25 protein-coding genes are annotated in these 24,313 nt (G+C 69.4%); 12 read left to right on the top strand and 13 right to left on the bottom strand.

The window, feature by feature from the left end; genetic code table 11:
* Positions 1 to 57: 57 nt before the first annotated feature.
* On the bottom strand, positions 58 to 1,317 hold the full coding sequence (locus tag G4H71_RS05940) for an MFS transporter (protein ID WP_072736052.1): 1,260 nt from the start codon (positions 1,315 to 1,317) through the stop codon (positions 58 to 60).
* 37 nt (positions 1,318 to 1,354) lie between these two features.
* Entirely contained in the window at positions 1,355 to 1,996 is a 642-nt protein-coding gene (gene pdxH / locus G4H71_RS05945) for a pyridoxamine 5'-phosphate oxidase (protein WP_072736053.1), read from the bottom strand.
* Between the two features lie 277 nt (positions 1,997 to 2,273).
* Here pdxH and G4H71_RS05950 point away from each other — a divergent pair, with 277 nt between their 5' ends.
* Positions 2,274 to 3,398, top strand: coding sequence for a citrate synthase 2 (locus tag G4H71_RS05950; RefSeq protein WP_072736324.1), 1,125 nt, complete (start codon positions 2,274 to 2,276; stop codon positions 3,396 to 3,398).
* Between the two features lie 45 nt (positions 3,399 to 3,443).
* Positions 3,444 to 4,559, top strand: a complete 1,116-nt coding sequence (gene serC, locus G4H71_RS05955) for a phosphoserine transaminase (RefSeq protein WP_072736054.1) — start codon at positions 3,444 to 3,446, stop codon at positions 4,557 to 4,559.
* 107 nt (positions 4,560 to 4,666) lie between these two features.
* On the opposite strand, the gene sfnG is transcribed toward serC, so the two are convergent.
* Positions 4,667 to 5,788 carry a dimethylsulfone monooxygenase SfnG gene (gene sfnG, locus G4H71_RS05960; protein WP_072736055.1) on the bottom strand — a complete coding sequence of 374 codons (1,122 nt, stop codon included), beginning with the start codon at positions 5,786 to 5,788 and terminating at the stop codon, positions 4,667 to 4,669.
* Positions 5,789 to 5,913: 125 nt separating this feature from the next.
* Between sfnG and G4H71_RS05965 the strand changes: the two genes are divergently transcribed.
* The 3 genes from G4H71_RS05965 (at position 5,914) to G4H71_RS05975 (ending at position 8,949) form a co-directional block, all read left to right on the top strand.
* The gene (locus G4H71_RS05965) at positions 5,914 to 7,140 is read left to right on the top strand and encodes an SfnB family sulfur acquisition oxidoreductase (RefSeq protein ID WP_072736056.1); all 1,227 of its coding nucleotides are present in this window, start codon (positions 5,914 to 5,916) and stop codon (positions 7,138 to 7,140) included.
* 183 nt (positions 7,141 to 7,323) lie between these two features.
* The gene (gene sepH, locus G4H71_RS05970) at positions 7,324 to 8,208 is read left to right on the top strand and encodes a septation protein SepH (RefSeq protein ID WP_083342803.1); all 885 of its coding nucleotides are present in this window, start codon (positions 7,324 to 7,326) and stop codon (positions 8,206 to 8,208) included.
* A gap of 39 nt (positions 8,209 to 8,247) precedes the next feature.
* Positions 8,248 to 8,949 carry a DUF6928 family protein gene (locus G4H71_RS05975; RefSeq protein ID WP_260440804.1) on the top strand — a complete coding sequence of 234 codons (702 nt, stop codon included), beginning with the start codon at positions 8,248 to 8,250 and terminating at the stop codon, positions 8,947 to 8,949.
* A 104-nt stretch (positions 8,950 to 9,053) separates the two neighbouring features.
* Here G4H71_RS05975 and G4H71_RS05980 read toward each other — a convergent pair whose 3' ends face one another.
* From G4H71_RS05980 to G4H71_RS06000, 5 genes are all read right to left on the bottom strand, one after another.
* Complete coding sequence (locus tag G4H71_RS05980; protein WP_072736059.1) at positions 9,054 to 9,335, bottom strand: DUF2537 domain-containing protein; 282 nt, start codon at positions 9,333 to 9,335, stop codon at positions 9,054 to 9,056.
* Positions 9,332 to 10,138 carry a TrmH family RNA methyltransferase gene (locus G4H71_RS05985; protein ID WP_072736060.1) on the bottom strand — a complete coding sequence of 269 codons (807 nt, stop codon included), beginning with the start codon at positions 10,136 to 10,138 and terminating at the stop codon, positions 9,332 to 9,334. Before G4H71_RS05985 ends, G4H71_RS05980 begins: the two co-directional genes overlap by 4 nt.
* Positions 10,139 to 10,298: 160 nt before the next feature.
* The gene (locus tag G4H71_RS05990; RefSeq protein ID WP_072736325.1) at positions 10,299 to 11,615 is read right to left on the bottom strand and encodes an MFS transporter; all 1,317 of its coding nucleotides are present in this window, start codon (positions 11,613 to 11,615) and stop codon (positions 10,299 to 10,301) included.
* A gap of 136 nt (positions 11,616 to 11,751) precedes the next feature.
* Entirely contained in the window at positions 11,752 to 12,183 is a 432-nt protein-coding gene (locus G4H71_RS05995) for an Rv0880 family HTH-type transcriptional regulator (protein WP_072736326.1), read from the bottom strand.
* Positions 12,184 to 12,217: 34 nt separating this feature from the next.
* A complete protein-coding gene (locus G4H71_RS06000) occupies positions 12,218 to 13,672 on the bottom strand; it encodes an NCS2 family permease (protein WP_072736061.1) in 1,455 nt (484 codons plus the stop codon).
* A gap of 113 nt (positions 13,673 to 13,785) precedes the next feature.
* Here G4H71_RS06000 and G4H71_RS06005 point away from each other — a divergent pair, with 113 nt between their 5' ends.
* Positions 13,786 to 14,034: a DUF2530 domain-containing protein gene (locus tag G4H71_RS06005; RefSeq protein ID WP_072736062.1), complete on the top strand. Its 249-nt coding sequence runs from the start codon at positions 13,786 to 13,788 to the stop codon at positions 14,032 to 14,034.
* A gap of 28 nt (positions 14,035 to 14,062) precedes the next feature.
* Here G4H71_RS06005 and G4H71_RS06010 read toward each other — a convergent pair whose 3' ends face one another.
* From G4H71_RS06010 to G4H71_RS06020, 3 genes are read right to left on the bottom strand one after another with little or no spacing between them, the layout of a single operon-like run.
* Entirely contained in the window at positions 14,063 to 14,608 is a 546-nt protein-coding gene (locus tag G4H71_RS06010; RefSeq protein ID WP_072736063.1) for a phosphatase PAP2 family protein, read from the bottom strand.
* Positions 14,605 to 17,385: a sacsin N-terminal ATP-binding-like domain-containing protein gene (locus G4H71_RS06015; RefSeq protein ID WP_083342804.1), complete on the bottom strand. Its 2,781-nt coding sequence runs from the start codon at positions 17,383 to 17,385 to the stop codon at positions 14,605 to 14,607. Before G4H71_RS06015 ends, G4H71_RS06010 begins: the two co-directional genes overlap by 4 nt.
* 23 nt (positions 17,386 to 17,408) lie before the next feature.
* On the bottom strand, positions 17,409 to 18,245 hold the full coding sequence (locus tag G4H71_RS06020) for a DUF3027 domain-containing protein (protein WP_083342805.1): 837 nt from the start codon (positions 18,243 to 18,245) through the stop codon (positions 17,409 to 17,411).
* A gap of 58 nt (positions 18,246 to 18,303) precedes the next feature.
* Here G4H71_RS06020 and G4H71_RS06025 point away from each other — a divergent pair, with 58 nt between their 5' ends.
* The 3 genes from G4H71_RS06025 (at position 18,304) to G4H71_RS06035 (ending at position 21,400) form a co-directional block, all read left to right on the top strand.
* The gene (locus tag G4H71_RS06025; RefSeq protein ID WP_072736066.1) at positions 18,304 to 19,128 is read left to right on the top strand and encodes a glutaminyl-peptide cyclotransferase; all 825 of its coding nucleotides are present in this window, start codon (positions 18,304 to 18,306) and stop codon (positions 19,126 to 19,128) included.
* Between the two features lie 70 nt (positions 19,129 to 19,198).
* Entirely contained in the window at positions 19,199 to 20,908 is a 1,710-nt protein-coding gene (locus tag G4H71_RS06030) for an MFS transporter (protein WP_371842119.1), read from the top strand.
* A 6-nt stretch (positions 20,909 to 20,914) separates the two neighbouring features.
* Positions 20,915 to 21,400, top strand: coding sequence for a DUF2771 domain-containing protein (locus G4H71_RS06035; protein WP_072736327.1), 486 nt, complete (start codon positions 20,915 to 20,917; stop codon positions 21,398 to 21,400).
* Between the two features lie 113 nt (positions 21,401 to 21,513).
* Here the strand turns inward: G4H71_RS06035 and G4H71_RS06040 are convergent, their stop codons facing one another.
* Positions 21,514 to 21,921 carry a cold-shock protein gene (locus G4H71_RS06040; protein WP_072736328.1) on the bottom strand — a complete coding sequence of 136 codons (408 nt, stop codon included), beginning with the start codon at positions 21,919 to 21,921 and terminating at the stop codon, positions 21,514 to 21,516.
* A gap of 211 nt (positions 21,922 to 22,132) precedes the next feature.
* Here G4H71_RS06040 and G4H71_RS06045 point away from each other — a divergent pair, with 211 nt between their 5' ends.
* From G4H71_RS06045 to G4H71_RS06055, 3 genes are all read left to right on the top strand, one after another.
* Positions 22,133 to 22,348 carry a hypothetical protein gene (locus G4H71_RS06045; protein ID WP_072736068.1) on the top strand — a complete coding sequence of 72 codons (216 nt, stop codon included), beginning with the start codon at positions 22,133 to 22,135 and terminating at the stop codon, positions 22,346 to 22,348.
* A gap of 43 nt (positions 22,349 to 22,391) precedes the next feature.
* Entirely contained in the window at positions 22,392 to 22,787 is a 396-nt protein-coding gene (locus G4H71_RS06050) for a YccF domain-containing protein (RefSeq protein WP_072736069.1), read from the top strand.
* Between the two features lie 549 nt (positions 22,788 to 23,336).
* Positions 23,337 to 23,903, top strand: coding sequence for a resuscitation-promoting factor Rpf1 domain-containing protein (locus G4H71_RS06055; RefSeq protein WP_072736329.1), 567 nt, complete (start codon positions 23,337 to 23,339; stop codon positions 23,901 to 23,903).
* Between the two features lie 171 nt (positions 23,904 to 24,074).
* Here G4H71_RS06055 and G4H71_RS06060 read toward each other — a convergent pair whose 3' ends face one another.
* Complete coding sequence (locus G4H71_RS06060; protein ID WP_072736070.1) at positions 24,075 to 24,263, bottom strand: hypothetical protein; 189 nt, start codon at positions 24,261 to 24,263, stop codon at positions 24,075 to 24,077.
* Between the last annotated feature and the right edge of the window lie 50 nt (positions 24,264 to 24,313).

The raw sequence follows: 24,313 nt of genomic DNA on the forward strand, positions 1-24,313 counted from the left end.
CATAGTGCACGAATTCCACCGTCCCGCAACGACGATCCACGTCGTCCGGATGCGCCGTCAGCGCTGCACGCGGTAGCGCACCAGCATCGGGAAGGCGAACGCCGCGATCACCACGCCCACGACGACGAGGATTCCGCCACCGGCGGCGGCCACGGCGGTTCCGGCCGCGTACGCCGCGGCACCGTGCGCGACGTCACCGATCCGCGGGCCACCGGCGACCACGACGATGAACACGCCCTGCAACCGGCCGCGCATCTCGTCGGTGGCGACCTGCTGGAGCATCGTGCTGCGGAACGCCGCCGAGATCATGTCGACCGCACCACCGAACGCCAGGAAGGCCAACGCGGCCCACAGGAACACCGCGCTCGAGCCGGGCGCGGCCAGCCCGACGACGACACCGAAGCCCACCATCGCCAGGCCCCACAGGACGATGCACACGATCACCGCGAGCCCCTGTCTGCGGACCCGTGGCAACCAGCCGGAGAAGACGCCGCCGAGTACCGCGCCCACGGACATCGCCGCGAACAGCAGACCGAGGGCGAGTCCCCCGGACGACGGGTCACCGAACGTCTCGTGGGCGATCTGCGGGAACAGCGCCCGCGGCATACCGAACACCATGGCGATGATGTCCACGACGAACGAGGCGAGCAGCACCTTCTGCGTCGCCAGGTAGGCGAACCCCGCGAACACCTCCCGGAGCCCGGCCCGCCGGGACTCGCCGGTGGGTCTGAGGGCGGGCAGCCTGTAGGCCGCCCACAGCGTGGCGAGCAGTGCCACCGAGTCGAGGAGGTACAGCGTCGACAGTCCGACGACCGGGATCATCACGCCGGCCAGCAGTGGGCCCGCGATCGCGCCGAACTGCATCACCGTCATGTTGAGCGAGTTGGCGGCAGGCAGCTGCGTCGCCGGTATCAGCCTCGGGATGATCGCGCTGCGCGTCGGCTGGTTGACCGCGAAGAACGCCTGCTGCAAGGCGAGCAGCGACAGCACCACCCACACGTTGTCCAGGCCCGCCGCGGCCTGCGCCCAGAACAGCACGGCGGTGATCCCGAGGCCGCCCGAGGTGATCATCAGCAGGGTCCGGCGGTCCATCGCGTCCGCGAGCGCGCCGCCCCACAGCCCGAAGACGATGAGCGGAACGAGGGCGAACGCCCCCGTCAGGCCGACGTACGCCGAACTGCCGGTGATGTCGAACACCTGCTGCGGCACGGCGACGATGCTGAGCTGGCCGCCGATGACGGTGACGATGCCCGCCGTCCACAGTCGGCGATAGTCCGTGTTGCGCAGCGGCGTGGTGTCGGCGAGGAAACGCCTCACCGGCTTCCTCCGGCGTGAACTCCCCACGGCACCGCGCTCACGGTTGCAGCCTCTCCACGCGCCATCGGCCGTCCGCCTGCGTGGCCCGGATGCGGTTGTGCATGCGGTCGGCCCGGCCCTGCCAGAACTCGACCGACTCCGGCCGCAGGAGCAGCCCGCCCCAGAACGGCGGGACCGGAATGCGACCGGAACCGAACCGGTGCCCCGCCTCCACCAGTGCCGCGTCGAGGTCGGCGCGGGAGGCGATCGGGCGGGACTGGCGTGAGGCCCACGCACCGAGCTGGGATCCGCGGGGACGGCTGCTCCAGTACTCCTCGGTGACCGTGGGGTCCACCTTCTCCACCCGCCCGCACACCGTCACCTGGTGGGCGAGCGGCGCCCAGGTGAACGTCGCCGCGGCGTACGGGGATGCGGCGAGCTGGCGGGCCTTGTCGGAGTCGTAGTTGGTGAAGAACAGCACGCCGTCCTCGCTCAGTCCCTTGCAGAGAACGGTGCGGGTGCGAGGCCGACCGTCGTGGTCGACGGTGGCGAGAGTCATGGCGTTGGGTTCGGGGAGTTCCGCCTCGACGGCGGCCTCGAGCCAGACCCGCAGCAACGGCAGCCAGCCGTCGGCCACCGCGTCCGCGTCGAGGTGCGGTTCCTCCGCGCGGGCCCCGCGTTCCCCGTATCCCACCCGCATGCCCGCGAGGTCGCGGCCGCGGTTCGTCGGATCGATATCAGATGCCACGGAGCGGAACGCTACTCTTGGGTACGCGACCGTCGGCGGCGTGGTGAGACCGGCTAGAGTTCACGTCGACATCATCTGGCACGGGGCATCGCAGACGCGAGCTGTGCAGGTGGAACAGTCGATTGCGTGGCCCGGCGCGCTCATCCCGCGCGCACCCGAAGCGCAGACAACGAACGTGTGGACAGTGCCGCTCGGACCGGGGGCACTCGACCGAGGAGAGTTCACGAGCATGGCAGCGAGCGCAGTGCCGGAGGATTTCGTCAGCGGACTCGAAGGCGTCGTCGCCTTCACCAGTGACATCGCCGAACCGGACAAGGACGGCGGTGCCCTGCGGTACCGCGGCGTCGACATCGAGGACCTGGTCGGCCGCCAGGTGACTTTCGGCAACGTGTGGGCGCTGCTCGTGGACGGGCGCTTCGGCCCCGGCCTCCCGCCCGCCGAGCCGTTCCCCCTCCCCATCCACACCGGCGACGTCCGCGTCGACGTGCAGGCCGGACTCGCGATGCTGGCCCCGATCTGGGGATACGAGCCGCTGCTGGACATCGACGACGACACCGCGCGGGAGAACCTGGCCCGCGCCTCGGTGATGGCGCTGTCCTACGTGGCCCAGTCCGCCCGCGGCATCTACGTGCCCGCCGTTCCGCAGAAGCGCATCGACGAGGCGAAGACCGTCACGGAGCGGTTCATGGTCCGTTGGAAGGGCGAGCCGGATCCGGCGCACGTCGAGGCGATCGACGCGTACTGGGTGTCCGCCGCCGAGCACGGCATGAATGCCTCCACCTTCACCGCCCGGGTCATCGCCTCGACGGGAGCGGACGTCGCGGCGTCCCTGTCGGGCGCCATCGGTGCCATGTCCGGCCCGCTGCACGGCGGTGCCCCGGCCCGGGTGCTGCCGATGATCGAGGAGACCGAGAAGACCGGCGACGCGCGCGCACTGGTCAAGGGCATCCTCGACCGCAAGGAAAAGCTGATGGGCTTCGGGCACCGGGTGTACCGGGCCGAGGACCCCCGTGCCCGTGTGCTCCGCGCCACCGCCAAGCGCCTGAACGCGCCCCGATACGAGGCTGCGGCCGCGCTCGAACAGGCCGCGCTCGCGGAGCTGCGCGAACGCCGCCCGGACCGCGCGATCGAGACCAACGTCGAGTTCTGGGCCGCGGTCATCCTCGACTTCGCCGAGGTGCCGGCGCACATGATGCCGGCGATGTTCACCTGTGGCCGCACCGCCGGATGGTGCGCACACATCCTGGAACAGAAGCGTCTGGGCAAGCTCGTCCGCCCCGCCGCGATCTACACCGGCCCCGCTCCCCGCGACCCCGATTCGGTCGAGGGTTGGGACCAGATCTCGCACAGCTAGACCGCACGTCGAGTCAGACCACGACCAGAAGGACACCTCTCACCGATGACCACACCGATCATCCCCGCCGACCTCCTGCCCGCCGACGGACGTTTCGGCTGTGGCCCGTCCAAGGTGCGACCGGAGCAGCTGCAGTCGCTGGTCGACGTGGGTGCGTCGGTGTTCGGCACCAGCCACCGGCAGAAGCCGGTCAAGGACGTCGTCGGGCGCGTGCGTTCCGGGCTGCGTGAGCTGTTCTCGCTGCCCGAGGGCTACGAGGTCGTCCTCGGCAACGGCGGCACCACCGCGTTCTGGGACGCAGCGGCGTTCGGCCTGATCCGGGAGCGCTCGCAGCACTTCACCTACGGCGAGTTCTCCTCGAAGTTCGCCTCCGTCGCGAAGGCCAACCCGTTCATCGGCGATCCGGTCGTCGTGTCGGCGGACCCGGGTTCGGCACCGGAGATCGTCGCTGACGGGTCGGTCGACCTCATCGGCTGGGCGCACAACGAGACGTCGACGGGTGTCGCGGTTCCGGTCACCCGGCCCGCCGGTTCGGAGAACGCGCTCGTCGCGATCGACGCGACGTCCGGCGCCGGTGGCCTGCCCGTCACCGTCACCGACTCGGACGTCTACTACTTCGCACCGCAGAAGTCCTTCGCCGCGGACGGCGGCCTGTGGCTGGCCCTCATGAGCCCGAAGGCGCTCGAGCGGGTCGCGGAGATCAAGGACTCGGGCCGCTGGACGCCCGACTTCCTGTCCCTGCCCATCGCGGTGGACAACAGCAGCAAGGATCAGACGTACAACACGCCTGCCCTCGCGACGCTGCTGCTGCTGGTCGACCAGATCGAGTGGATCAACGGAAACGGCGGTCTGGACTGGGCCACCGCACGCACGAAGGACTCGTCGTCGCGGCTGTACCAGTGGGCCGAGGCCAGTGAGTTCGCGACGCCGTTCGTCACCGACCCGGCCCTGCGATCGCAGGTCGTCGGCACCATCGACTTCGACGACGCCGTCGACGCCGCCGCGGTCGCGAAGATCCTGCGCGCCAACGGCGTCGTGGACACCGAGCCGTACCGCAAGCTCGGCCGAAACCAGCTGCGCATCGGCATGTTCCCGGCGATCGATCCCGAGGACGTCACGCAGCTGACGAAGGCCATCGACTGGGTCGTCGGCCAGCTCTGATCGACCGGCCGGGTTCCGGCTCCTGACAACGCAATGCGCCCCACCTTCGAAGGTGGGGCGCATTGCGTTGTCGCAGGTCGCAACCGGTCGCAATAGGCAGCAGCCGGTCAGACGCCGACGAGCTCGCGATCTCCGCTCTCGGCAGCTTCGAGTTCGCGGACCAGCGGCAGGACGTTGGCCCCGAAATACTCGATCTCCTCCTGGAAGTGGAGGAACCCGCCGAGGATCAGGTCGACGCCGCGGCGCCGGTACTCGACGATGCGGTGCGCGATCTGCTCGGGCGTACCGATCAGCTGGGTCCGGAATCCGTCGTTGTACTGGACCAGGTCCTCGAACGACGAATCCGCCCACATACCCGTCTTGTCGGCGGTCGAGTTTCCGGCCTGCTGGACGGCGGAGCGGAATCCTTCCACGGCAGGCTTGTTCGCCTTGTCGACGATCTCGCGGAGGGTGTCGCGGGCCTCCTTCTCGGTGTCCCGCGCGATGATGAAGCCGTTGAGCCCGAACTTGACCTCCCGCTCGGCCTCCCGTGCATGCCGACGCAGGTCGAGGATCTGCTCGGTGACACCGTCGTAGTCCTTCCCGTTCGAGAAGTACCAGTCCGCGTAGCGGCCGCCGTTGACCCGTGCCGCCGACGAATTGCCACCCTGGAACAACTCGGGATTGGGACGCTCCGGCGAGTTCAGTGGCTTCGGCTTGAGCGTGAAATCGTGGATCCGGTAGAAGTCCCCGCGGAAGTCGACGTCGTCCTCGGTCCAGATCTTGCGGAGCACCTGCAGGAACTCGCCACTGCGCCGATAGCGTTCGTCGTGCTCGAGCCACGGCTCGCCGAGGTGCGTGAACTCGTCCTTGAACCAGCCGCTGACGACGTTGACGGCGAACCGTCCGTTCGACAGGTGGTCGGCGGTGGCGCCGAGCTTGGCCAGGACGGCCGGCTGCCAGAGCCCTGGATGCACCGCGGCGATCACCTTCAGCCGCTCGGTCGCCAGCAGGAGCGCGAGACTGAAGCTGGTCGATTCGTGCTGGTACTCGGCACCGTAACTGGCCTCGTATCGCACCTGGCTGAGGGCGTACTCGAAGCCGTTGTCCTCGGCGGTCCGGGCCAGCTTCTTGTTGTACTCGTAATCCCAGCTGGTCCGCTGTTCGATGTCGGACGTGACGAGACCCCCGCTGACATTGGGCACCCAGTAGGCGAACTTGACCTCGTCCGTGACGCGTTCGGTAGACATGGCTGTATGGAACGCGCGCACCGACTCGACGCCCAGGGTTGTGATCGTGACGCACCGAACCCTTCCCCGCCGGACTCACCGGCGTCAGGCTGTGCCCGGCACACCTCTACCTGCAGGAAGTACGCATGACCATCGTCGACAGCACGTCCGCCACGACGCCCGGCCGCCTCACCGGCCCCGAGCACGCACTCACGACGGCGCGCGAGCTCGCCGCACAGTTCGCCCCGGGAGCCGCCGACCGCGATGCGCGGCGAGTGCTGCCGCACGAGCAGATCCGTGCCCTCGCCGCGTCCGGGCTGCTCGCGTCGACCGTGCCCGCCGAGCACGGCGGTATCGACGTGAGCACCGAGACACTGACCGAGATCTTCCGAATCCTCGCCGAGGCGGACCCGAGCGTCGCGCAGATCCCGCACAGCCACTTCACGTTCCTCGAAGTGCTCCGGTTGCAGGCCACCGAGGCCCAGCGCAGCTACTTCTACGGGGAAGTCCTCGCCGGGAAGACGTTCGCCAACGCCCAGAGCGAACGCGGCACGACCACGATCGACCGGGACGACACCACCCTCACCTCACGAAGCGAGGACTACGTTCTCGACGGGCGCAAGTACTACAGCACCGGAGCTCTGTTCGCGGACTGGATCGCGGTGCGGGCGAGCTTCGACGGCGCGGAGTCCCCCGCCGGGCGGCCGGCCAAGGCGGTGGCATTCGTCCCGAGGGACACCCCAGGGGTCACGGTCGAGGACGACTGGGACGGCCTGGGCCAGAAGACCACCGCCAGCGGCACCGTCACCCTCGACCACGTGAGCGTCCCGGCGGCGCACGTCGTCGCGTACTCGCCGATCTTCGACGTGCCCACCACCTACGGCGCGCAGGCACAGATCCTGCACGCGGCGATCGACGCCGGGATCGCCGTGGCGGCCCTGGCCGAGGGTGTCGCCGCCGCCCGTGCCGCCCGCCCATACTTCGAGGCGGACGTCGATCGTGCGGTGGACGATCCACTGCTGATCCAGGCGGCGGGCGAGGCCACGGTCACCGTGCGCGGGGCGCTCGCGCTGCTGGGCGAGGGCGCCAGGGCCGTCGACGCCGCCCGACGTGACCTCACCGAGCACAGCGCCGCCGAGGCGTCGATCGCGGCGGCAGCGGCCAAGGTCGCGGCGGCCCGTGCGTCGCTCGAGGCGTCGACCGTCCTGTTCGAACTCGGCGGTACGCGAAGCGCTTCGGAGTCCGCCAATCGCTCCCGCCACTGGCGCGACGCGCGCACCCACACGCTGCACGACCCGACACGCTGGAAGCTGCAGCACATCGGGCGATGGGCGCTGTCCGGCACGCTCCCGCCGAGGCATGGACTGCTCTGACGAGAAGTCGTGACACGGACTCCTCTGACGAGCAGTCGCGACACGGACTCCCCTGACGAGCAGTCGCGACTCCCCTGACCGGACAACTCCGCGCCGGTGCGTGCGTGTCCTCCCCGAGAGTGCGTCACAAGTCGATTACAGTCGGGACGGACATCGCGAGCCGGCGCGATAGGGAGGTTCAAAGTGCGAGAGCTTCGAGTGATCGGTCTCGAGCCTGACGGCTCGCATGTGGTCTGCGCCGATCCGTCGACCGGCGAGAAATTCCGGCTACCCGCCGATGACAAGCTCCGTGCGGCTTCCCGCGGAGACATCGCTCGACTCGGCCAGATTGAGATCGAAATGGACAGTCAGCTCAGGCCCCGCGAAATCCAGGCCCGCATCCGTGCCGGCGCTTCCGTCGACGAAGTCGCCGAGGAGGCAGGCATCCCCCTCGCCAAGGTCGAACGCTTCGCCTACCCGGTTCTGCTCGAGCGCTCCCGCGCGGCGGACATGGCCCAGGGCGGCCACCCCGTCCGCGGCGACGGTCCCGCCGTGGAAACACTGTCCGAGATCGTCGCCCAGGCGTTCCGTGCACGCGGTCACAATCTCGACGACGCCGCGTGGGACGCATGGCGCGACGAGGAGAACCACTGGGTGGCCCAGTTGCAGTGGCAGGCGGGCCGAACCACGAACTCGGCACACTGGCGGTACCAGCCGGATGCGCACGGCGGCACCATCGTCGCCCTCGACGACACCGCGTTCGATCTGATCGATCCCGATTTCGGCCGCCCCCTGCGAGGGCTCTCCGCGGTCGCGGGCGGCGATCCCGACCAGCTCGAGCTCGCCGAGTACCCGGCCGAGCAGGTGTCCGATCCCGAGGTGGGACCGGAGCCGGAGATCATCGACGCAGAAACCACCGAGGTGGAGGATGCGCCGGTACCGGAATCCGGATCGGCGCCCGAACCGGATGCGACCGCAGCCAACCCGAAGGTCGCCCCGCATCACGCGACCAACAAGGACAAGCGCGGCAAGCCGTCCCTCCCCTCGTGGGACGATGTGCTGCTCGGCGTCCGCAGCAGCGGTCGCTGACACGTAGACGCGCACCCTGAGGTCGGACAGGGAGGTTCGGTGGGGGCGGAGCTGTCGACGATCTGGTACGTCGATTCGCCGCGCCCCGCGCTCGCATTACGCGGGTATCCCGCGCCCGACGCGCGGTCCGGGCAGGCAATCGCACGCGTTCTGTTCGACGACGACGTGACGCCCCTCGGGCAGGTACCCCTCGCCCACGTGGCGGCCGGGACTCCCGATGTCCTGTACGTCGGCGTGTATCCGGGCGTGACAGTGGTGTGTGCCGATTTCCCCGCGACGATGCTGCCGTCGGAGTTACCGGAACACTGGCGACGTGCCGGATCGTCCGGGCGCACGCTGTTCGTCGCCTCGTCCGTGGCGGGCGCACGCGCAGGTTTCGCGGAGTGGCGGGGTGAGGAACTGCGCCGATCGTTCAGCGCCGATGCCGCCGACATCTTCGAGGATATCGGTGTCCCGCAGGTGTGGGAGCGACCGTTCTGGGCGGGCGAGTTTCCGATGACGTATCCGCTCGACGTGTTCCCCGACCCGCAGATGCTGCCCTTCCACCCTCAGCGATTCGCCGAGGCCGCGAACCGCGCATGGCTCGGATTTCGCTACACAGCAGTACAACCCGACGACGCCATCGACCCGGCCCGGCTACTCGTCCACGGTTTCCGGGCCGGAGCACCCGTCGCTCCCGCGCCGCCGCAGGTCCCCGAAACCCGGAATCCGGATCCGGCCCCCCCCGGCCGATCACGGTGAGCAGAGCCCGGCCCCGGCCAAGCGGTCACCGAGCTTGCTGCGCTGGCTGGGCTTCAAGGCGTGACGACAATGCACAGGCGTGACGACAATGCACAGGCGTGATGTCAGGACGCCCCGGCGAGCGCGGCCACCCAGCCGACGGGTATGCCCGCACAGATTCCGTAGACCACCCACCGCCAGGTCGGCCGGGTCCGCCAGTGCCACACCGTGAGAACCACGCCGACACCGACGATCACGTTGAGTACCACCGCGAGTACCACGCTGACCCGCGCCAACTGCGACGCGAACACGATCGCGGCCGTGGCCACCACCACGGTCGAGAAGAGGGACACGAGCAGTCCGGTACCCCAGGGCGTCGGCGGCCGAAACGGCGTATATCGCGTCATCGTCCGGTCCGCACCCGCTCGTAGAACGCCATCGCGGCGGCCGTGGCCACGTTCAGCGAATCCGTGCCCGGCGCCATCGGGATCCGAGCCCGGACGTCGGTGGCACGCATGGCGTGTTCGGTGAGGCCCGGCCCCTCCGCGCCGAGCAGCAGCGCCACCTTCTCCCCCGTCATCGCGTCCGCGAGAGTGATCGCACCGGGATCCGGTGTCAGTGAGATCAACTGGAAACCCTTGTCCCGGAAATGCTCCAGATCGTAGGGCCAGCGCGGGACGTGCGCGAACGGAACGCGCAGCACGTGCCCCATCGAGACGCGCACGGAACGCCGGTACAGCGGGTCTGCGGTGCCCTTGCCGAACAGCACCCCGTCGACGCCGAGCCCGGCGGCATTGCGGAACATGGAGCCGAGGTTCTCGTGGTCGTTGACCCCCTCGAGTACGGCGACGGTGCGGGCACCGTCCAGGACCTCGTCCACGGAGAGCGTGGCGGGGCGGTGCGCCGCCGCGAGGACCCCGCGGTTGAGGTGGAACCCGACGACCTCGGCCATCAACTCGGCGGAGGCGCGATAGAACGGCACGTCGACGCCGTCGAGATCCTCCTCGAGTTCGGCCAGACGCCGATCCACGCCGAGAAGGGCGAACGCGGAGAAGCGGGACGTGAGCATCCGCTGGACGACGAGTACGCCCTCGGCGATCACCAGCCCCTTGCCGTCCGGCAGGTCCGGCCGCCGATCCGACGAGTTCAGGTCGCGGAAGTCGTCCAGCCGGGGATCGGCCGGGTCGTCGATGTCGATAACATGTGCCACCGCTCTATCGTCCCGTATCCCGATCAGCGCCCGTCGGCACCCTCTCACCTGGGGCCCGACCCTTGCGCCCTCTCCGGCTCCGTGCACCCCGTCCAGCCGGCAACGGACGAACTGGAGGTGCAGACAGCTGGGCCGAGTGCGAGGGCGCCGAGCGGCCTTCTCATGTTCGCCGAGCGTCGCTTCCCGCCTCGACGGCCTGTTCCGTGGCGTCACAGACGACCGTATTGCGCAGTTCGACGATCGGTAGGTACCGCCCCGACGAAGGGCGGCGCACTCTCAGCCGCAACTGTTCGTGCCGCATCAGGTAGGCCGCCGCGAGCAGCCCGCTGAGAAGCGAGATCACCCCGCCCACGACGAGGGGTGCTCGCGGATCGAGAACGTCGGCGAGCCACCCGAGTACCGGGCTGCCGAGGGGCGTGCCGCCGAGGAAGCACAGCATATAGATCCCCATCACGCGCCCTCGCATCTCGGAAGGCACGGACATCTGCAGAATGTTCATCGCGGCGGTGGTGAAGGTGAGAGTCAGTGCGCCGGTCGGCACGAGCATGATCGCGACCAGGGCGTAGGTCGGCATCACGCCGACAGCGATCTCGAAGACGCCGAACCCGGCGGCCGCACCGAGCAGGGTCCGCAGCCGCGGCGGTGTCTTGCGCCGGGCGGCGAGCGCCGCTCCCGCGAGGGTTCCGATCGCCAGCGTGGTCGAGAGCAGCCCGTACGCGTCCGCCCCGTGCCCGAACGTGTTGCGCGCCATCACCGCCAGGCTGATGGGGAAGTTCAGGCCGAACGTCGACACCATGAACACCGCGGCCATGAGGACACGGAGATCCGCCCGCCCCCACACGTACCGGAAGCCCTCGCGAACCTGGCCCTTCGCCCGTTCCGTCGCCGGCGCCGGCATCAGTTCGTCCACGCGCATCAGCAGCAGTCCGACGAGGACCGCGGCGAACGTGACGACGTTGAGCAGGAACACCCACCCCGTGCCGATCAGGGTGATGAGGACGCCGGAGACGGCGGGGCCGATGATCCGGGCCGTGTTGAAGGTCATGGAGTTCAACGCGATCGCGTTGGACAGACGCTCCGGGCCGACCATCTCGATGGTGAACGACTGCCGCACCGGCGCGTCGATCGCCGACGCACAGCCCAGGACGAATGCGATGAGGTACACGTGCCACAGATCGACGACGCCGCCGACGTCCAGGACACCGAGTACCAACGCGCACAGCGCCATCGCCACCTGCGTCACCATGAGGATGCGGCGCTTGTCGTACCGATCGGCGAGTACCCCGCCCCACACGGACAGGAACAGCGTGGGCCCGAACTGCAACGCCATCACGATGCCGACGGCCAGGGCGTTGCCGTCGGAGAGAGTCAGGACCAGCCAGTCCTGGGCGACCCGCTGCATCCACGTGCCGACCAGCGACACGATCTGCCCGGACGCCCACAGCCGGTAGTTCCGCGTTCTCAGCGCCGCGAACATTCCCGGCCGATCCGCCGGAGCGGGCTCGGTCTCGGGATCGGCAGGCACCGTTCCATCTTGCACCCGCACCGACGTGAGGTGGAGCTCGACCTCCCCGTGCTCTACGCCGGGTCGGTCACACGACCCGCGTCACACGTCACTCGGAGTCGCTGAGCATCTCGGTCATGATGTCGACGGCGGCGCGCAACGTGGCGAGCTTCTCCTCGTCGAGGCGGGCGAGCTGCTCGTTCATCCACACCTCGCGAGCGTGCGTCTCGTCGGCGATGAGCGCCTCACCGGACTCGGACAGCGTCACGATGATCTGGCGGCCGTCGGTGGGGTGCGGTGCACGCCCGACGAGTCCTGCCTCCACGAGCGAGGCGATCACGCGCGTCATCGACGGCGGCTGGACACTTTCCCGCGCCGCCAGGTGCCCCGGGGTCATCGCGCCTTCGCGGGCGAGCGTCGCGAGAGCGGAGAGCTGCGTCAGCGTCACCTGAGCGTCGGCACGACGGCCGCGCAGCTGCCGCGTGAGGCGCACGACCGCCAGGGACAGGTCGCTGGCGAGAGCGCGAGAATCCGTGGTCACGCGCATGACAATAGTGCAGAAGCCGGGAAGTAGCTCACGTAACCGCGTCGGTGATCGGCCCGACGGCGAAATAGGCCACGAACAGCGCCGCCACAATCCACAGCAAGGGGTGAATCTTCTTTGCTCCCCCGCTCGCCGCGTGGAGGACGACCCACGAGATGAAGCCGACGCCGATACCGTTGGCGATCGAGTACGTGAACGGCATCACCGTGATGGTGAGGAATGCGGGCAGTGCCACCGCGAACTTGGAGAAATCGATGTCGCGCACCTGCGCGATCATCAGCGCACCCACCACGACCAGGGCCGGGGCGGCCGCCTCGATCGGGACCACCGAGTACAGCGGCGTGAGGAACATGGCCGCGAGGAACAGCAAGCCGGTGATCACGTTCGCCAGGCCGGTGCGTGCCCCCTCGGCGATGCCCGAGGCGGATTCGACGAACACGGTGTTCGAGGACGCCGACGCGGTACCGCCGGCGACCGCGCCGGCGCCCTCGACGACGAGGGCGCGCCCGACCCGCGGCAGCGTTCCGTTCTTGTCGGTCAGTCCGGCTTCCTTGCCGAGCCCCGTCATCGTGCCCATGGCGTCGAAGAAGTTCGCCAGCACGAGGGTGAACACGAGCAGGCTGGCCGCCAGGACACCGATGCGGGTGAACGCGCCGAGGAGGCTGACCTCGCCGACCAGGCTGAGATCGGGAAGTTCGGCGACGACACCGGGCGACTCCGGGGTCGACAGGTTCCAGCCCTTCGGATTGGTGCCGAGCGAGGGCCCGACGTTCGCGACGGCCTCGACGACCGCGGCGACGACCGTGGTGACGACGATGCCGATGAGCAGGCCGCCACGCACCTTCCTGGCCACGAGCACGCCCATCAGCAGCAGGCCGAAGACGAACACCGCCGTCGGCCAGGACGCGATCGATCCGTCGATACCGAGGCCGACCGGGACGGTCGTTCCCGCCGCGTCCGGGACCCGGCGGACGAATCCGGCGTCGACCAGGCCGATGAACGCGATGAACATGCCGATGCCCGCGGCGATCGCCGACTTGAGTTCCGGCGGAATCGCGTTGAACACCGCGGTCCGGAACCCGGTGAGCGCGAGGATGACGATGATGACGCCGTTGATGACCACCAGACCCATCGCCTCGGGCCAGGTGACCTGCGGAGCGATCGTCACGGCGAGAAGGCTGTTGATACCCAGGCCTGCCGCGAGAGCGAACGGGTAGTTGGCGACGATCCCGAAGACGATGCTCATCAGACCGGCGACGAGCGCGGTGACCGCGGCGACCTGGTTGACGGGGAGGATGTTGCCGAGGACGTCGGTCTTGGCCACCGCGTCGTCGGGCGAGAAGCTACCCAGGATCAGTGGGTTGAGGACGACGATGTAGGCCATCGCGACGAACGTGACGACACCGCCGCGGACCTCGGTACCGATCGTCGAGCCACGCTCGGAAATCTTGAAATAGTTGTCGAGCAGCTTCGACCCGGCACTCATCGTCTCTTCTTTCGCCTGCTGATTGACGCCTGCTGGTGACGCGGACGTGTGGGCGCCTCGCGCCGACGCGCACTGGGAGAATAAGTCACGCGGCGAGGGGTACAGTCGCGAACGTGGACGATCGCTCCGACCCGAGGCAGCGCCTCGCCCGTCTCTCCGACCCTCGACCAGCACTGATCGTGGGCACGTCGGCGTGGGCGGTCGCGGTCGTCGTGGTGATCGTCACGGGTGAGAAGTGGTCGGAAGCACTGCCGATCTGTCTGGCCGGAATCGCCGTGGGGGCCCTGGGATACGGACTTTTCCGACTCCAACGGCGGGCCGCGCTCCGCGGCGACCGCGGCGCACAGCAGGGCCTCGTGTAGCACCCTCGGGACAGCGGTCGGGCCTCGGTCAGGCCGGTTGCCTGCGCGCCGAGACCCACCGGGCGATCAGGACACACGCCATGGCCCAAGCCACTCCGAACACCCACCCGGCCAGGACGTCGGTGAGCCAGTGCGCGGCGAGGTAGAGACGCGAACACCCGATCGCACACGTGTAGAGAGCCAGCAGCACCCAGGTCACCCGGAGTACCGGTGCCGGCAGTGGGGTCCGGGCGAGGACGACGGCGACGAGGACCACGAAGGCCGCCGTCATCATGGCGTGACCGGACGGGAACGAGTACGAGTCGATGTCGACGAGGCGTTCCGGGACGGGGGGACGCTCCCGCGCGAACAGGCGCTTGAGCCCGCTCATGACGAGGAGAACGCCCAGCATTCCGGCGCCGACCAGTACGGCATCGGCCCGGCGCGCCCGGATCCAGAGCGCGAGCACCACGACCGCCGACGCCACCCACATCGCGAGCGTCCCACCGGTGTGCGTGAACACGGTGACCGCATCCACCAGCCACGCCGAACGGGCGTGAACGGCCCCGTCGAGTACCTCGAGATCCACGCTCATCTCCGACGCGCGGCCTCACTCGCCGCCACCGGCCACCGCCACTCCGTCGTGCAGTGCGTGGTGCCGTCCTCGTCCACCCACCAGGGCACGTCGACCTCGCCGTCGACCGCTCCGCCGACGCGAACGGCGAGTCGCTCGTGGACGGTCACCGGGCCGTCGGGGACATCGGTGCCGGCCAGCGCCGCCGCGAGGACGGCGCCGGGCTCGTCCGCCCACCTGGTCACGCGGCCGGTCCCGATCACGACACCGTGCACCACCGAACCGGCGGTCGGGAGGTCCAGAAGATCCGCCAACGCGTCCGCGGTGTCCGGGGTGCCCACCACCAACCGGGACGGCGGGACCACCGCGGCGAGCCAGGGCCGGTCGAGCACCATCGCATCGTCCGGGTCCGCGACGGTCCCGTCGAGCGTGCGCACGCCGGGCGGCAGGTCGATGTCGTCGAGGTCGAGGACTCCGTGGCGGGCCGCCTCACCCAGCAAGCGGTGGGCTCGGGTCACGACTCCCGGTGCGGGACTGCGCGTGGCGTCCGCCAGCCGCTGCAGGAGCAGGTCCGCGAACTCCGCCGAATCCACCCGGGCCGGTGCCAGGGTGGCACGAAGGACCTCGGCGTCGGGGTGATCGGCGATGTCGAGCAGACCTGCGAACACCCGGTCCTCCGGAGCGCGGAGCGTGCCCCAGGCGACACCGTCGAGCACCGCGTGCCTGCGCAGCCACCACGCGGTGTAGCCGTGCGGGTCGGCCAGGAGCGGACGCGTCGACGGGTCCTGCGCGAGCAACGTCAGCGCCTGCCGCCAGCGGGCCGGATCGACGAGATCGAGATCCCGGACCGCCTCCAGCACCTCGGGATCCTCGCCGAGACTCCCCCACCACGCCTGTTCGTCGTCGAGGTCGTGGTCCGGCCCCGACGGGAGTTCGACGCGCAGCACCGTGAACCCGGCACCGACACCGACCGCACGCAACGCCCGCTCCCCGACCCGCTCCGCGAACGCCGCATCGACACAACCGAACGGGGAATCCTCGTCGAGGACGTCGGCGAGCGGTGCGTCCGGCAACAGCAGCTCGTCGGCGGGGCGGAGTTCGCCGTCCGCGTCCGGAATCGGCAGGCGCCCGAGCCACGACGGCAACGTCCCGGGCGCCGCGCCGTTCGCCAACGACAGCACGGTCGCGGCGAGTTCGGTTGCGGTGCCTGAACTCTCGATCTCGTCGCCGCCGGGGTGACCGTCCTCGAAGTCGCCGTCCTCGAGCTCCTCGATCCTGGCCAGGAGCGCGGGATCGGACAACAGGTCCACCGGAGTGGCGGCGGCGGCGCCGAGCCGTGCCAGCAGGGGATGCGCCGCCTCGGGATGCACCACCCGAGCCCAGTCGACGACAGGTCCGGCATCCATCCCCGTGCCCAGCAGCACCGTGCGCGGGCCGGTCACGGTGCTGCCGTCGCACAGCGGTACGGGAATCGCCGACAGTTCCTCCGCGACCACGGAGTCCACGACGAGCGGCTCGAGCGCCGCGTACAACGCTCGCCACCAGGACGGTTCACGTCGCACTCCGGCGAGTAGTTCGGCGATGCGAGCGGGACCGATCCGGTGCACGTCGACCGCGGCCAGCGCCTGCTGGTGCCGGGGCGACGACAGGTCGGGAATCACGAGATCCCCGACCACGTCGGACAGTGCGGCGGCCAGGGCGTCGTCGAGACCGGGCACCAGGTGCGCCCGCGGTGGAGCGACCACGGCCACGCCGCCGACGGAGGGATCCGGAACGACCGGAAGCCACTGTGCGTCACGTAATTCGGCCAGCAAGGCCTCGCGCAACAGGCCGTCGACCTCGCTGCGTGCGAAGGTCGGAGCCGGCACCAGCGCGGTGCGTTGTGCCGCGGGCACGGCCGCCACCAGCCCCGCGTAGCCCCGGGCGAGCCGCTGCACCGGGGCACCGGGCAGTACGCGGCGGCGGTCCGGCTGCATCGCCACGTCGCCGATCACGAGGGCGGGAAGGGACAGCTGCTCGTCGGAACGGGTCGGTGCCCGCAGCACGTCCTCCCCTACCGGACGGACGATTCCGTCCCGCACCGGCACGAACCATCGCGCATGCTCGGTGTCGTACCGCCACCAGGTCCGGCTCCCGATCCGCACCTCGACGAGACCGGAGTCGAGTGCACGCTCGGCGCGCTCGACCACGGTGTCGCCCACGGTGATCGCGTGCAGCGCCGGCAGCTCGAGCAGCAGATCGGTGGCCTCCTCGGCCATCGCGTCCAGGAGCCGGTCCGCGTCGATGTCGGCACGCAGCCGGATCACGACCTCGGTGGCGAATCCCGCCCGCGGAGCCGGGGCCGACGGCCAGGCCAGCCGCAGCACCGGTACCCCGTCCTCCGGAACGGGCAGTCCGGCCGCCGTCAGAGCCCGCCCCGTGCGCTCCGCGGAGAACTCGATCGAACCGGTCGACGAGCGCACCTCGACCTCGTCACCGACGGACCGCACCGCGGTGAAGCCGACGCCGAACCGGCCGACCCCCTCTCGCTTGCCGGAGGCGCGCAACGCGGACAGCGCCTGCACTCCTTGCTCGTCGAGGGGGGCACCGCTGTTCGCCACGGACAGCAGGTCGCCGTCCACCCGGACGTCCAGGAATCCGGGGACACCGGCGCGTGCCGCGGTATCGGCCGCGTTCTGCGCCAGTTCGGTGAGCAATCGGTCCCGATACCCGGACCGCACGAGATCGGACTCGGTGGCGGCGTCCTCACGCAACCGGGTCGGTGAACTCCGCCAGCCCTCCAGCGTCGCGGCACGCAGGCCGGCGGTGCCGAACGGATCGGCTAGCTCGACGATGTGCTGTCCTGCATCGAGGGACTCTCGGGCGTCTCGGTGGTCTCGGGCGTCTCGGTCGTGTCAGGTGTCTGGGACGTCGTCACCGTGACGACCTCCACCGCACCGTCGTCGTACGCGTCGTAGCGCGGGCTACCGCCACCGGTGGGCAGCAGGGTGTCCGAATGTGCGCCACACCCGTACTCGGCGTGGACGACCTGCCCGTCGGCGGACATCTCGTTGCCACACACGCCGAACGCCGCCTGCAGCGAACCGGCCAGGGGCAGGTAGAAGCCGCAGAGACCGCAGGTGGAGGGCGCGGCCTTCGCCATCTCGGTATCGGGGCCGTGATCGCCCTCGTACCAGCGTTCGGCGGCGTCCAGTCGACCTTCCCGGCTCATCACCCGGGCGCGGCCCAGGCCGACCTCGAGCGCGGTGTCGTCGACGACCGGGTCGCCCGTGGCCATGAAACCGGGGACCAGGCGCGGGTCGTCGGGGAACGGCGCGAGCAGGTCGCCGGGAGACAGGTCACCGGGCCGGATCCGCTCGTTCCACGGCACCCACTCGGGCGCGACGAGGGCGTCCGGCCCCGGCAGCAGCACGAGTTCGCTGATCGTCGCGTGGTCGGACTCCGGATATGCGGCAACCACCACCGCCCACTGCCAGCCGTGGTAACCGGCCAGGTCGGCGGTGAATCGATGCGTGGCGGCCCACTCGTCCTCGTAGGCGACACCGAGATAGTCGCCCACGCCGCCTTCGTGCAGTGCGACCACCGCATCTCGGGCGAGGTCTACCGCGTCGGCGAGGACGCGTGGTACCGAGCGTTCGGGCGAAGAAGCAACACTCACCCGTCCAGTTTGCCGCACCCGGGCCCCGGACGTTCACCTGGGCTGCCATCCTGGACCGATGATCCGCCGCCGCGCCCTCTCCGCGACCGTCGTCTCGATCGCCGCCGCCGCGCTCGTCGCCGGCTGCTCGGCGGAGGACGGACCGCCCGCGGACGCCTCGGCCGCCGCGAACGGCCCGGTCACCGACCTGCGGGTGGAGGTGGTGCGGACCCTTCCCCACGATCCGGATGCCTTCACCCAGGGCCTCGAGATCTCCGGCGACGAGATCTTCGAGGGCACCGGCCTGGTCGGCGAGTCCTGGGTCGAGGCCCGGGACCTCGACACCGGAACCCCGCGGGTGCGGGTGGATCTTCCCGCGCCGTTGTTCGGCGAGGGCATCACGGTGGACGAGGACTCACTGTGGCAGCTCACGTGGCGCAACGGGATCGCGATCGAACGGGATCGGGACACTCTCGTCGAGCGCAGGCAGATCCCGATCGAGGGTGAGGGCTGGGGCATCTGCCGCAGCGGCGACCGGCTCGTGACCTCCGACGGCTCCGACACCCTGACTTTCCGCGACCGCGACACGTTCGACCCGGTGGACACGGTCCGGGTCACGGACCACACCGGTGGCGTCGACAGACTCAACGAACTCGAGTGCACCGACGACGGAGCGGTCTACGCCAACATCTGGACCGAGGACACGATCGTGCGGATCGATCCCGGCACCGGGGCGGTCACCGCGCGGATCGACGCCGGGCAGTTGCGTGCGTCACTCGACATCGATGCCGGTGAGCGGCCCGCGGACGTCCTCAACGGCATCGCCGCCGTCCCCGGCACGGATCGGTTCCTGGTCACCGGCAAGTACTGGCCGAGCATGTTCGAGGTCCGATTCGTTCCGTGACGGGCCGAGTGACCAGTAACCGGCGGGCGGGTGTGGGCGTTCGCTCCCGGACTAGGACAGAATTGGAACCGTGACCGGACCGAGTGACCGCAACGAACCTGATCCACGTCGGCACGCCGGCAGGGATCGGTCGGGGCAGCGCCCGGACGGTCCGGCTCCGACGCGCCGGATGGAGGGCGATCCGTCGGCCCACCCCGGCTACGACCGGTACCCACCGGCCAGTCGGCAGTCGGCGCGGCGCACCCCGCTCCCGCCGCTGCACCCGGTCGGCGACAACGGCGCCCGGCGTGACCCCCAGGACACCCCCCGCGACCCGAAGGGCACACCGAAGGCTCCCCCGATGCCGCGCAAGCTGACCGTGACCCGTGTCGCGGCGATGCGCAGCCGCGAACTGACCAACAGGGGCATCGCGACGTTCCAGCGAGCCGCCAAGGCCGACGGGGCGGACAAGTCCGGCCTCACCGCCTTGACGTACGCGGTCATGGCGAACTTCGCGACCGACGCCGCGATCGCCGTCGCACTGGCGAACACGCTGTTCTTCTCGGCGGCGACGGGCGAGGACAAGACGAAGGTCGCCCTCTACCTGTTGATCACGATCGCACCGTTCGCGGTGATCGCTCCGGTGATCGGTCCGCTCCTCGACCGGCTCCAGCACGGACGCAGGCTCGCCTTGGCCACCTCGTTCGCGTTGCGCACGGTGCTGGCGATATTGCTGGTCTTCAACTTCGACAGTTGGATCCTGTATCCGGCCGCGCTGGGCATGATGGTGCTGAGCAAGTCGTTCTCGGTGCTCAAGAGCGCGGTGACACCACGTGTGCTCCCCCCGGAGATCGACCTGGTCCGGGTCAATTCCCGACTGACCGTGTTCGGTCTCATCGGTGGCACGATCGGCGCGGGCGCCGTCGCAGCGGCGCTGGCGGCGCTGACCGGTTCGGCCGGTGCACTGTGGTTCGCGGCCCTCGTCACCGCGCTCGGCACCTACCTGAGCATGCGGATCCCGTCCTGGGTCGAGGTCACCGAGGGTGAGGTGCCCGCGACGATCACCTATCACGGTGACGATGCCCGCACCGCCGTCATCGATCCGGTGACCACCCCGGTCCAGCCGGACAAGCGGCGGCAGCCGCTGGGCCGGTCGGTGATCGTCGGCCTCTGGGGCAACGGAACCATCCGCGTTCTCACCGGCTTCCTCACGCTGTACATCGCCTTCGTGGCCAAGGCGACCACCGAACACGAACCGCTGATGCAGGCCGCGATGCTGGGCCTGGTGGGCGCGGCAGCCGGTATCGGCAACTTCGCCGGCAACGCGACCGGAGCGCGACTGAGACTGGGCCGTCCCGCCCTCATCGTCGTCCGCTGCACCGGCGCGGTGTGGGTGGTGGCCGTCCTCGCCGCCGTCACCGACAACCTGCTGGCCGCGGCGCTGGCGGCACTCGTCGCCTCGGCGGCGAGCGCCCTGGCCAAGGTCTCGCTCGACGCCTCCCTCCAGCACGATCTCCCGGAGGAGTCGATCGCGTCCGGATTCGGCCGCTCCGAGACGGTGCTCCAGTTGAGCTGGGTCGTCGGCGGCACCCTGGGGGTGCTCCTGCCCACCACCTTCTGGATCGGCTTCACCGTGGTGTCGGTGGTGCTGACCCTCGGTCTGCTCCAGACAGTGCTGTCCTACCGTGGAAGCACACTGCTGCCCGGGCTGGGCGGCAAGCGACCGAACCTCGCGAAGCAGGAAGTGACCGAGCCCCTCTCGACCCACCGGGTCGACCGACCGACGGGAACCGTGAAGTAAGTGAACATGCAGGCACGCACCAAGAAGATCGTCATCGCGGTCGCCGCCGGGCTGCTCGTCACCCTGGTGGCCTTCACTGCGGTGCTGACGGTGCTGATCCGCAACTCGGATCCGCGGCCGGTGACCGTCACCGCGTTCGCCGACGGCACGTCCGTGACGGTCCCGCCGTTCCAGTACTGCACCATGGATCTGCAGGACTGCACCGAGGGGGACGTCACGATTCTCGAGCTCCGGCCGGGATCGCCGCTGCAGCTGTCACTGCCCAGTGAGGTCTCCTCGGTGCGCTGGCGCCTGCTCGCCGTGTACGAGACCGCGGACGGCGGCACCGTCGAGGAACAGCTCTTCGCACCCGGAGACGCCTCTGCGGTGACGGTGCCCTCGTCGATCGAGAATCCGTTGATCGGCGTCGAGATCCAGCTTCCGTCCTCCGTGGTGGACGAGCAGGAGCGCCCGTTCGTGCACGCAGTCTGGTCGATCCAGACCCTGGTGTAGCGAACGGCAGAGCTGCATAGCGACACGGCAGAGCTGCATAGCGAACGGCGAGGCCGCGGCGACCGAGTTCGGTCTCCGCGGCCTCGCCGTGTCGTGTCGCTGTCGGTGTCTGCTCAGCTGTCCAGCTCGCGCGCGACCGCCCGCACGACTTCCGAGATCCGCTGCGCGGTCTTGCGGTCCGGGTAGCGCCCCTTGCGCAGATCCGGCTGCACCTTCGCCTCGAGGAGCGTGATCATGTCCTCGACCATCCCGTGCAACTCGTCCGGCGTGTGCTTCTTGGCGGCCGGCTCCCGACGGGTGGCCGCACGCAGGGACGGGGCCGGATCGAGCACCTTCAGGCTCAGTGCCTGCGGCCCGCGCCTCCCGGCGGCCATCCCGAACTCCACGCGCTGGCCGGCCTTGAGGCCCTCGACGCCCGCGGGCAGCGCGGACGCACGTACATACACGTCCTCACCGTCCTCCTGCGACAGAAAGCCAAAGCCCTTCTCGACGTCGTACCACTTCACCTTGCCGGTCGGCACCGTGTTCACCCGCTCCGCTGACAGCAGCCGCACTCCGTGTGAATGCGGCCCGTGGATAATGCAAAACAACGCGCCCTACCTGGTTGCAGGACGCGCCGATACTTCGAGTCTAGCCTGTGCTCCGGGCGCCGGGCACGCCCTTTCCCGGGGCGCGGGCGGGCCGCGGTAGGCGACACGTCGCTGTGCAGCGGGAGTGGCATAACGTGGAGTCGTGACCAGAGCTCCCAAACACTCGCCAGCGCTCTTCTACTCGGCCGTCGTGTCGTTCGTGGTCGGGCTCGCCGCCATCGTGGCGGTCTTCCTCCTGCACGCGTTCTCCGACGACGCCCCGAACCTGGCGCTCTACGTGGTCGCGATGTTCGCCTGCCCGCTCGGGTTCCTGCTCGCTATCGTCTATGCCCTGACCTCCGGTCGCCGAAGTCGGTGACGCCCTCGGGCACCCCCGGCCGGCCCCTCGAAAGGACTCGATCGTGCGGATCCTGCTGAACATCATCTGGCTGGTCTTCGGTGGCCTCTGGCTGGCGCTGGGCTACTTCGTCGCCGGAATCATCTGCTGCATCCTCATCATCACCATCCCGTTCGGGATCGCAGCGTTCCGCATCGGCGTCTACGCACTGTGGCCGTTCGGAAAGACCGTGGTGGACAAGCCGACCTCCGGAGTCGGCTCACTGATCGGAAACGTCATCTGGCTGATCGTGGCCGGCATCTGGCTTGCCATCGGCCACGTCGTCTCCGCGATCGCGATGGCGATCACGATCATCGGCATTCCCCTCGCGATCGCGAACCTGAAGATGATCCCCATCTCCCTGATGCCACTCGGCAAGGACATCGTCGACGTCGACGCACGGCCCACGCAGTGGAACTGAGTGCGACCCGCACGTGGAACCGAGTGCGACCCGCACGTGGAACCGAGTGCCACCCGCACGTGGAACCGAGCGCGACCATTCCCCACTCGATGTGACCTTCCTCACATAACGAGCCTATAACGGACAGGTGTACGGCAGCTCTCGGCCACCGTTCGGGCCGACTAGCTGGGAAGAGGCGATGCGGGCCGAAAGCCGGACCGGAACAACGGGAGACGCGCCGCGTTACCAAATGGTGACACGAGGGCCGAGGAGCGTTACCGTCGTCTCCGGTCGAGGAAACCTCGGCCAGATCCGGTCCCGCCGCGCCAAACCCTGTCCCGTGGGAACCGGATTCCCGACGAAGCAATCCGAGGGACGGGGACGGGGGACCCACAGTCCTCCAGGAGACTCCGGTTTCCGCACAGGACACCGGCCGCGACATGCACCGCATGCCACGGCCTCGGGGTGAAGCCAGGCCCTTTCCCGCCAGGAAAGGCGAGGCCGAGCGACCTCTCAGCTCGAACCCGACAGCTGACCTCGCAGGCGCGCGTGGAGAGGATCTCGACCATCATGAGCGGACGCCATCGCAAGCCCACGAACACTGGCCGCAACGTCGCCAAGGTCGCCGTCACCGGCGCCATCATGGGTGTCGCCGGAGCCGCATTCGCCGGCACCGCCAACGCTGCACCCGATTCCGACTGGGACCGCCTCGCACAGTGCGAGTCCGGCGGCAACTGGGCCATCAACACCGGAAACGGATACCAGGGTGGGCTGCAGTTCTCGCCCAGCACCTGGAACGCACACGGCGGCGGAGAATTCGCCGCCTCCGCCCACAACGCCAGCCGCGAACAGCAGATCGTCGTCGCCGAGCGCGTCCTCGAGTCCCAGGGCTGGGGCGCCTGGCCGTCCTGCTCGTCCAGCCTCGGCCTGTCGAGCGCTCCGACGCAGCGTCAGGCCCCGGCAACGGCAGCGGAGACCACTCCCGCACCGGCCGTCACCGAGGTTCCGACCGTCGACGGTGCCGCCCAGGTCCAGGACGTCATCGACACCGCGATCGAGACCGTCCGTGCGCAGGGCATCGAACTCGACCCGCAGGTCCTCGCGTTCATCGACGCGAACCGCCACCTGCTGAAGTAAGACAGCTTCACCGGATGAATGGCACTTTCATCGCCCCTGAGGCGATGAAAGTGCCATTCATCTTGTCGTGAACCCCGCGGATCGCGAGCGAACACACGCGGCACACGCGACATAACACGACGGAAAGGCCCCGCACCGGTGTGGTGCGGGGCCTTTCCGTCGGATGCCGTGTCAGCGATTGATGACGGTGTGCGGGTGCGCGTAGGGCAGGGACTCGACAGGAAGCGGGAATTCGGTGTCCTCACCGAACGGCGACAGACCGCCTGCACGGGACGACGACAACTCCGTCACCGCATGGTCACCGTCAGCGACGTCCGGCCAGCCTGGATCCACATACTGATTCTTCGCTTTGTTAGCCACGCAGACATTTTGACACCAGCCTTCGTCGCAGTACAGCCCAGGTCACTAAT

The sequence above is a fragment of the Rhodococcus triatomae genome (genome assembly GCF_014217785.1).
In the GTDB taxonomy this organism is placed as follows: domain Bacteria; phylum Actinomycetota; class Actinomycetes; order Mycobacteriales; family Mycobacteriaceae; genus Rhodococcus_F; species Rhodococcus_F triatomae.

Bases quoted from the DNA above. Each gene is read 5' to 3' on its own strand.
- G4H71_RS06010 (WP_072736063.1), bottom strand. From the start codon at position 14,608: ATGAGCGTGGATCTCGAGGTACTCGACGGGGCCGTTCACGCCCGTTCG.
- G4H71_RS06000 (WP_072736061.1), bottom strand. From the start codon at position 13,672: ATGAGTGCCGGGTCGAAGCTGCTCGACAACTATTTCAAGATTTCCGAG.
- G4H71_RS06035 (WP_072736327.1), top strand. From the start codon at position 20,915: ATGCAGGCACGCACCAAGAAGATCGTCATCGCGGTCGCCGCCGGGCTG.
- G4H71_RS05950 (WP_072736324.1), top strand. From the start codon at position 2,274: ATGGCAGCGAGCGCAGTGCCGGAGGATTTCGTCAGCGGACTCGAAGGC.
- pdxH (WP_072736053.1), bottom strand. From the start codon at position 1,996: ATGCGGGTGGGATACGGGGAACGCGGGGCCCGCGCGGAGGAACCGCAC.
- sfnG (WP_072736055.1), bottom strand. From the start codon at position 5,788: ATGTCTACCGAACGCGTCACGGACGAGGTCAAGTTCGCCTACTGGGTG.
- G4H71_RS06055 (WP_072736329.1), top strand. From the start codon at position 23,337: ATGAGCGGACGCCATCGCAAGCCCACGAACACTGGCCGCAACGTCGCC.
- G4H71_RS05980 (WP_072736059.1), bottom strand. From the start codon at position 9,335: ATGACGCGATATACGCCGTTTCGGCCGCCGACGCCCTGGGGTACCGGA.
- G4H71_RS06025 (WP_072736066.1), top strand. From the start codon at position 18,304: ATGATCCGCCGCCGCGCCCTCTCCGCGACCGTCGTCTCGATCGCCGCC.
- serC (WP_072736054.1), top strand. From the start codon at position 3,444: ATGACCACACCGATCATCCCCGCCGACCTCCTGCCCGCCGACGGACGT.
- G4H71_RS05965 (WP_072736056.1), top strand. From the start codon at position 5,914: ATGACCATCGTCGACAGCACGTCCGCCACGACGCCCGGCCGCCTCACC.
- G4H71_RS05990 (WP_072736325.1), bottom strand. From the start codon at position 11,615: ATGTTCGCGGCGCTGAGAACGCGGAACTACCGGCTGTGGGCGTCCGGG.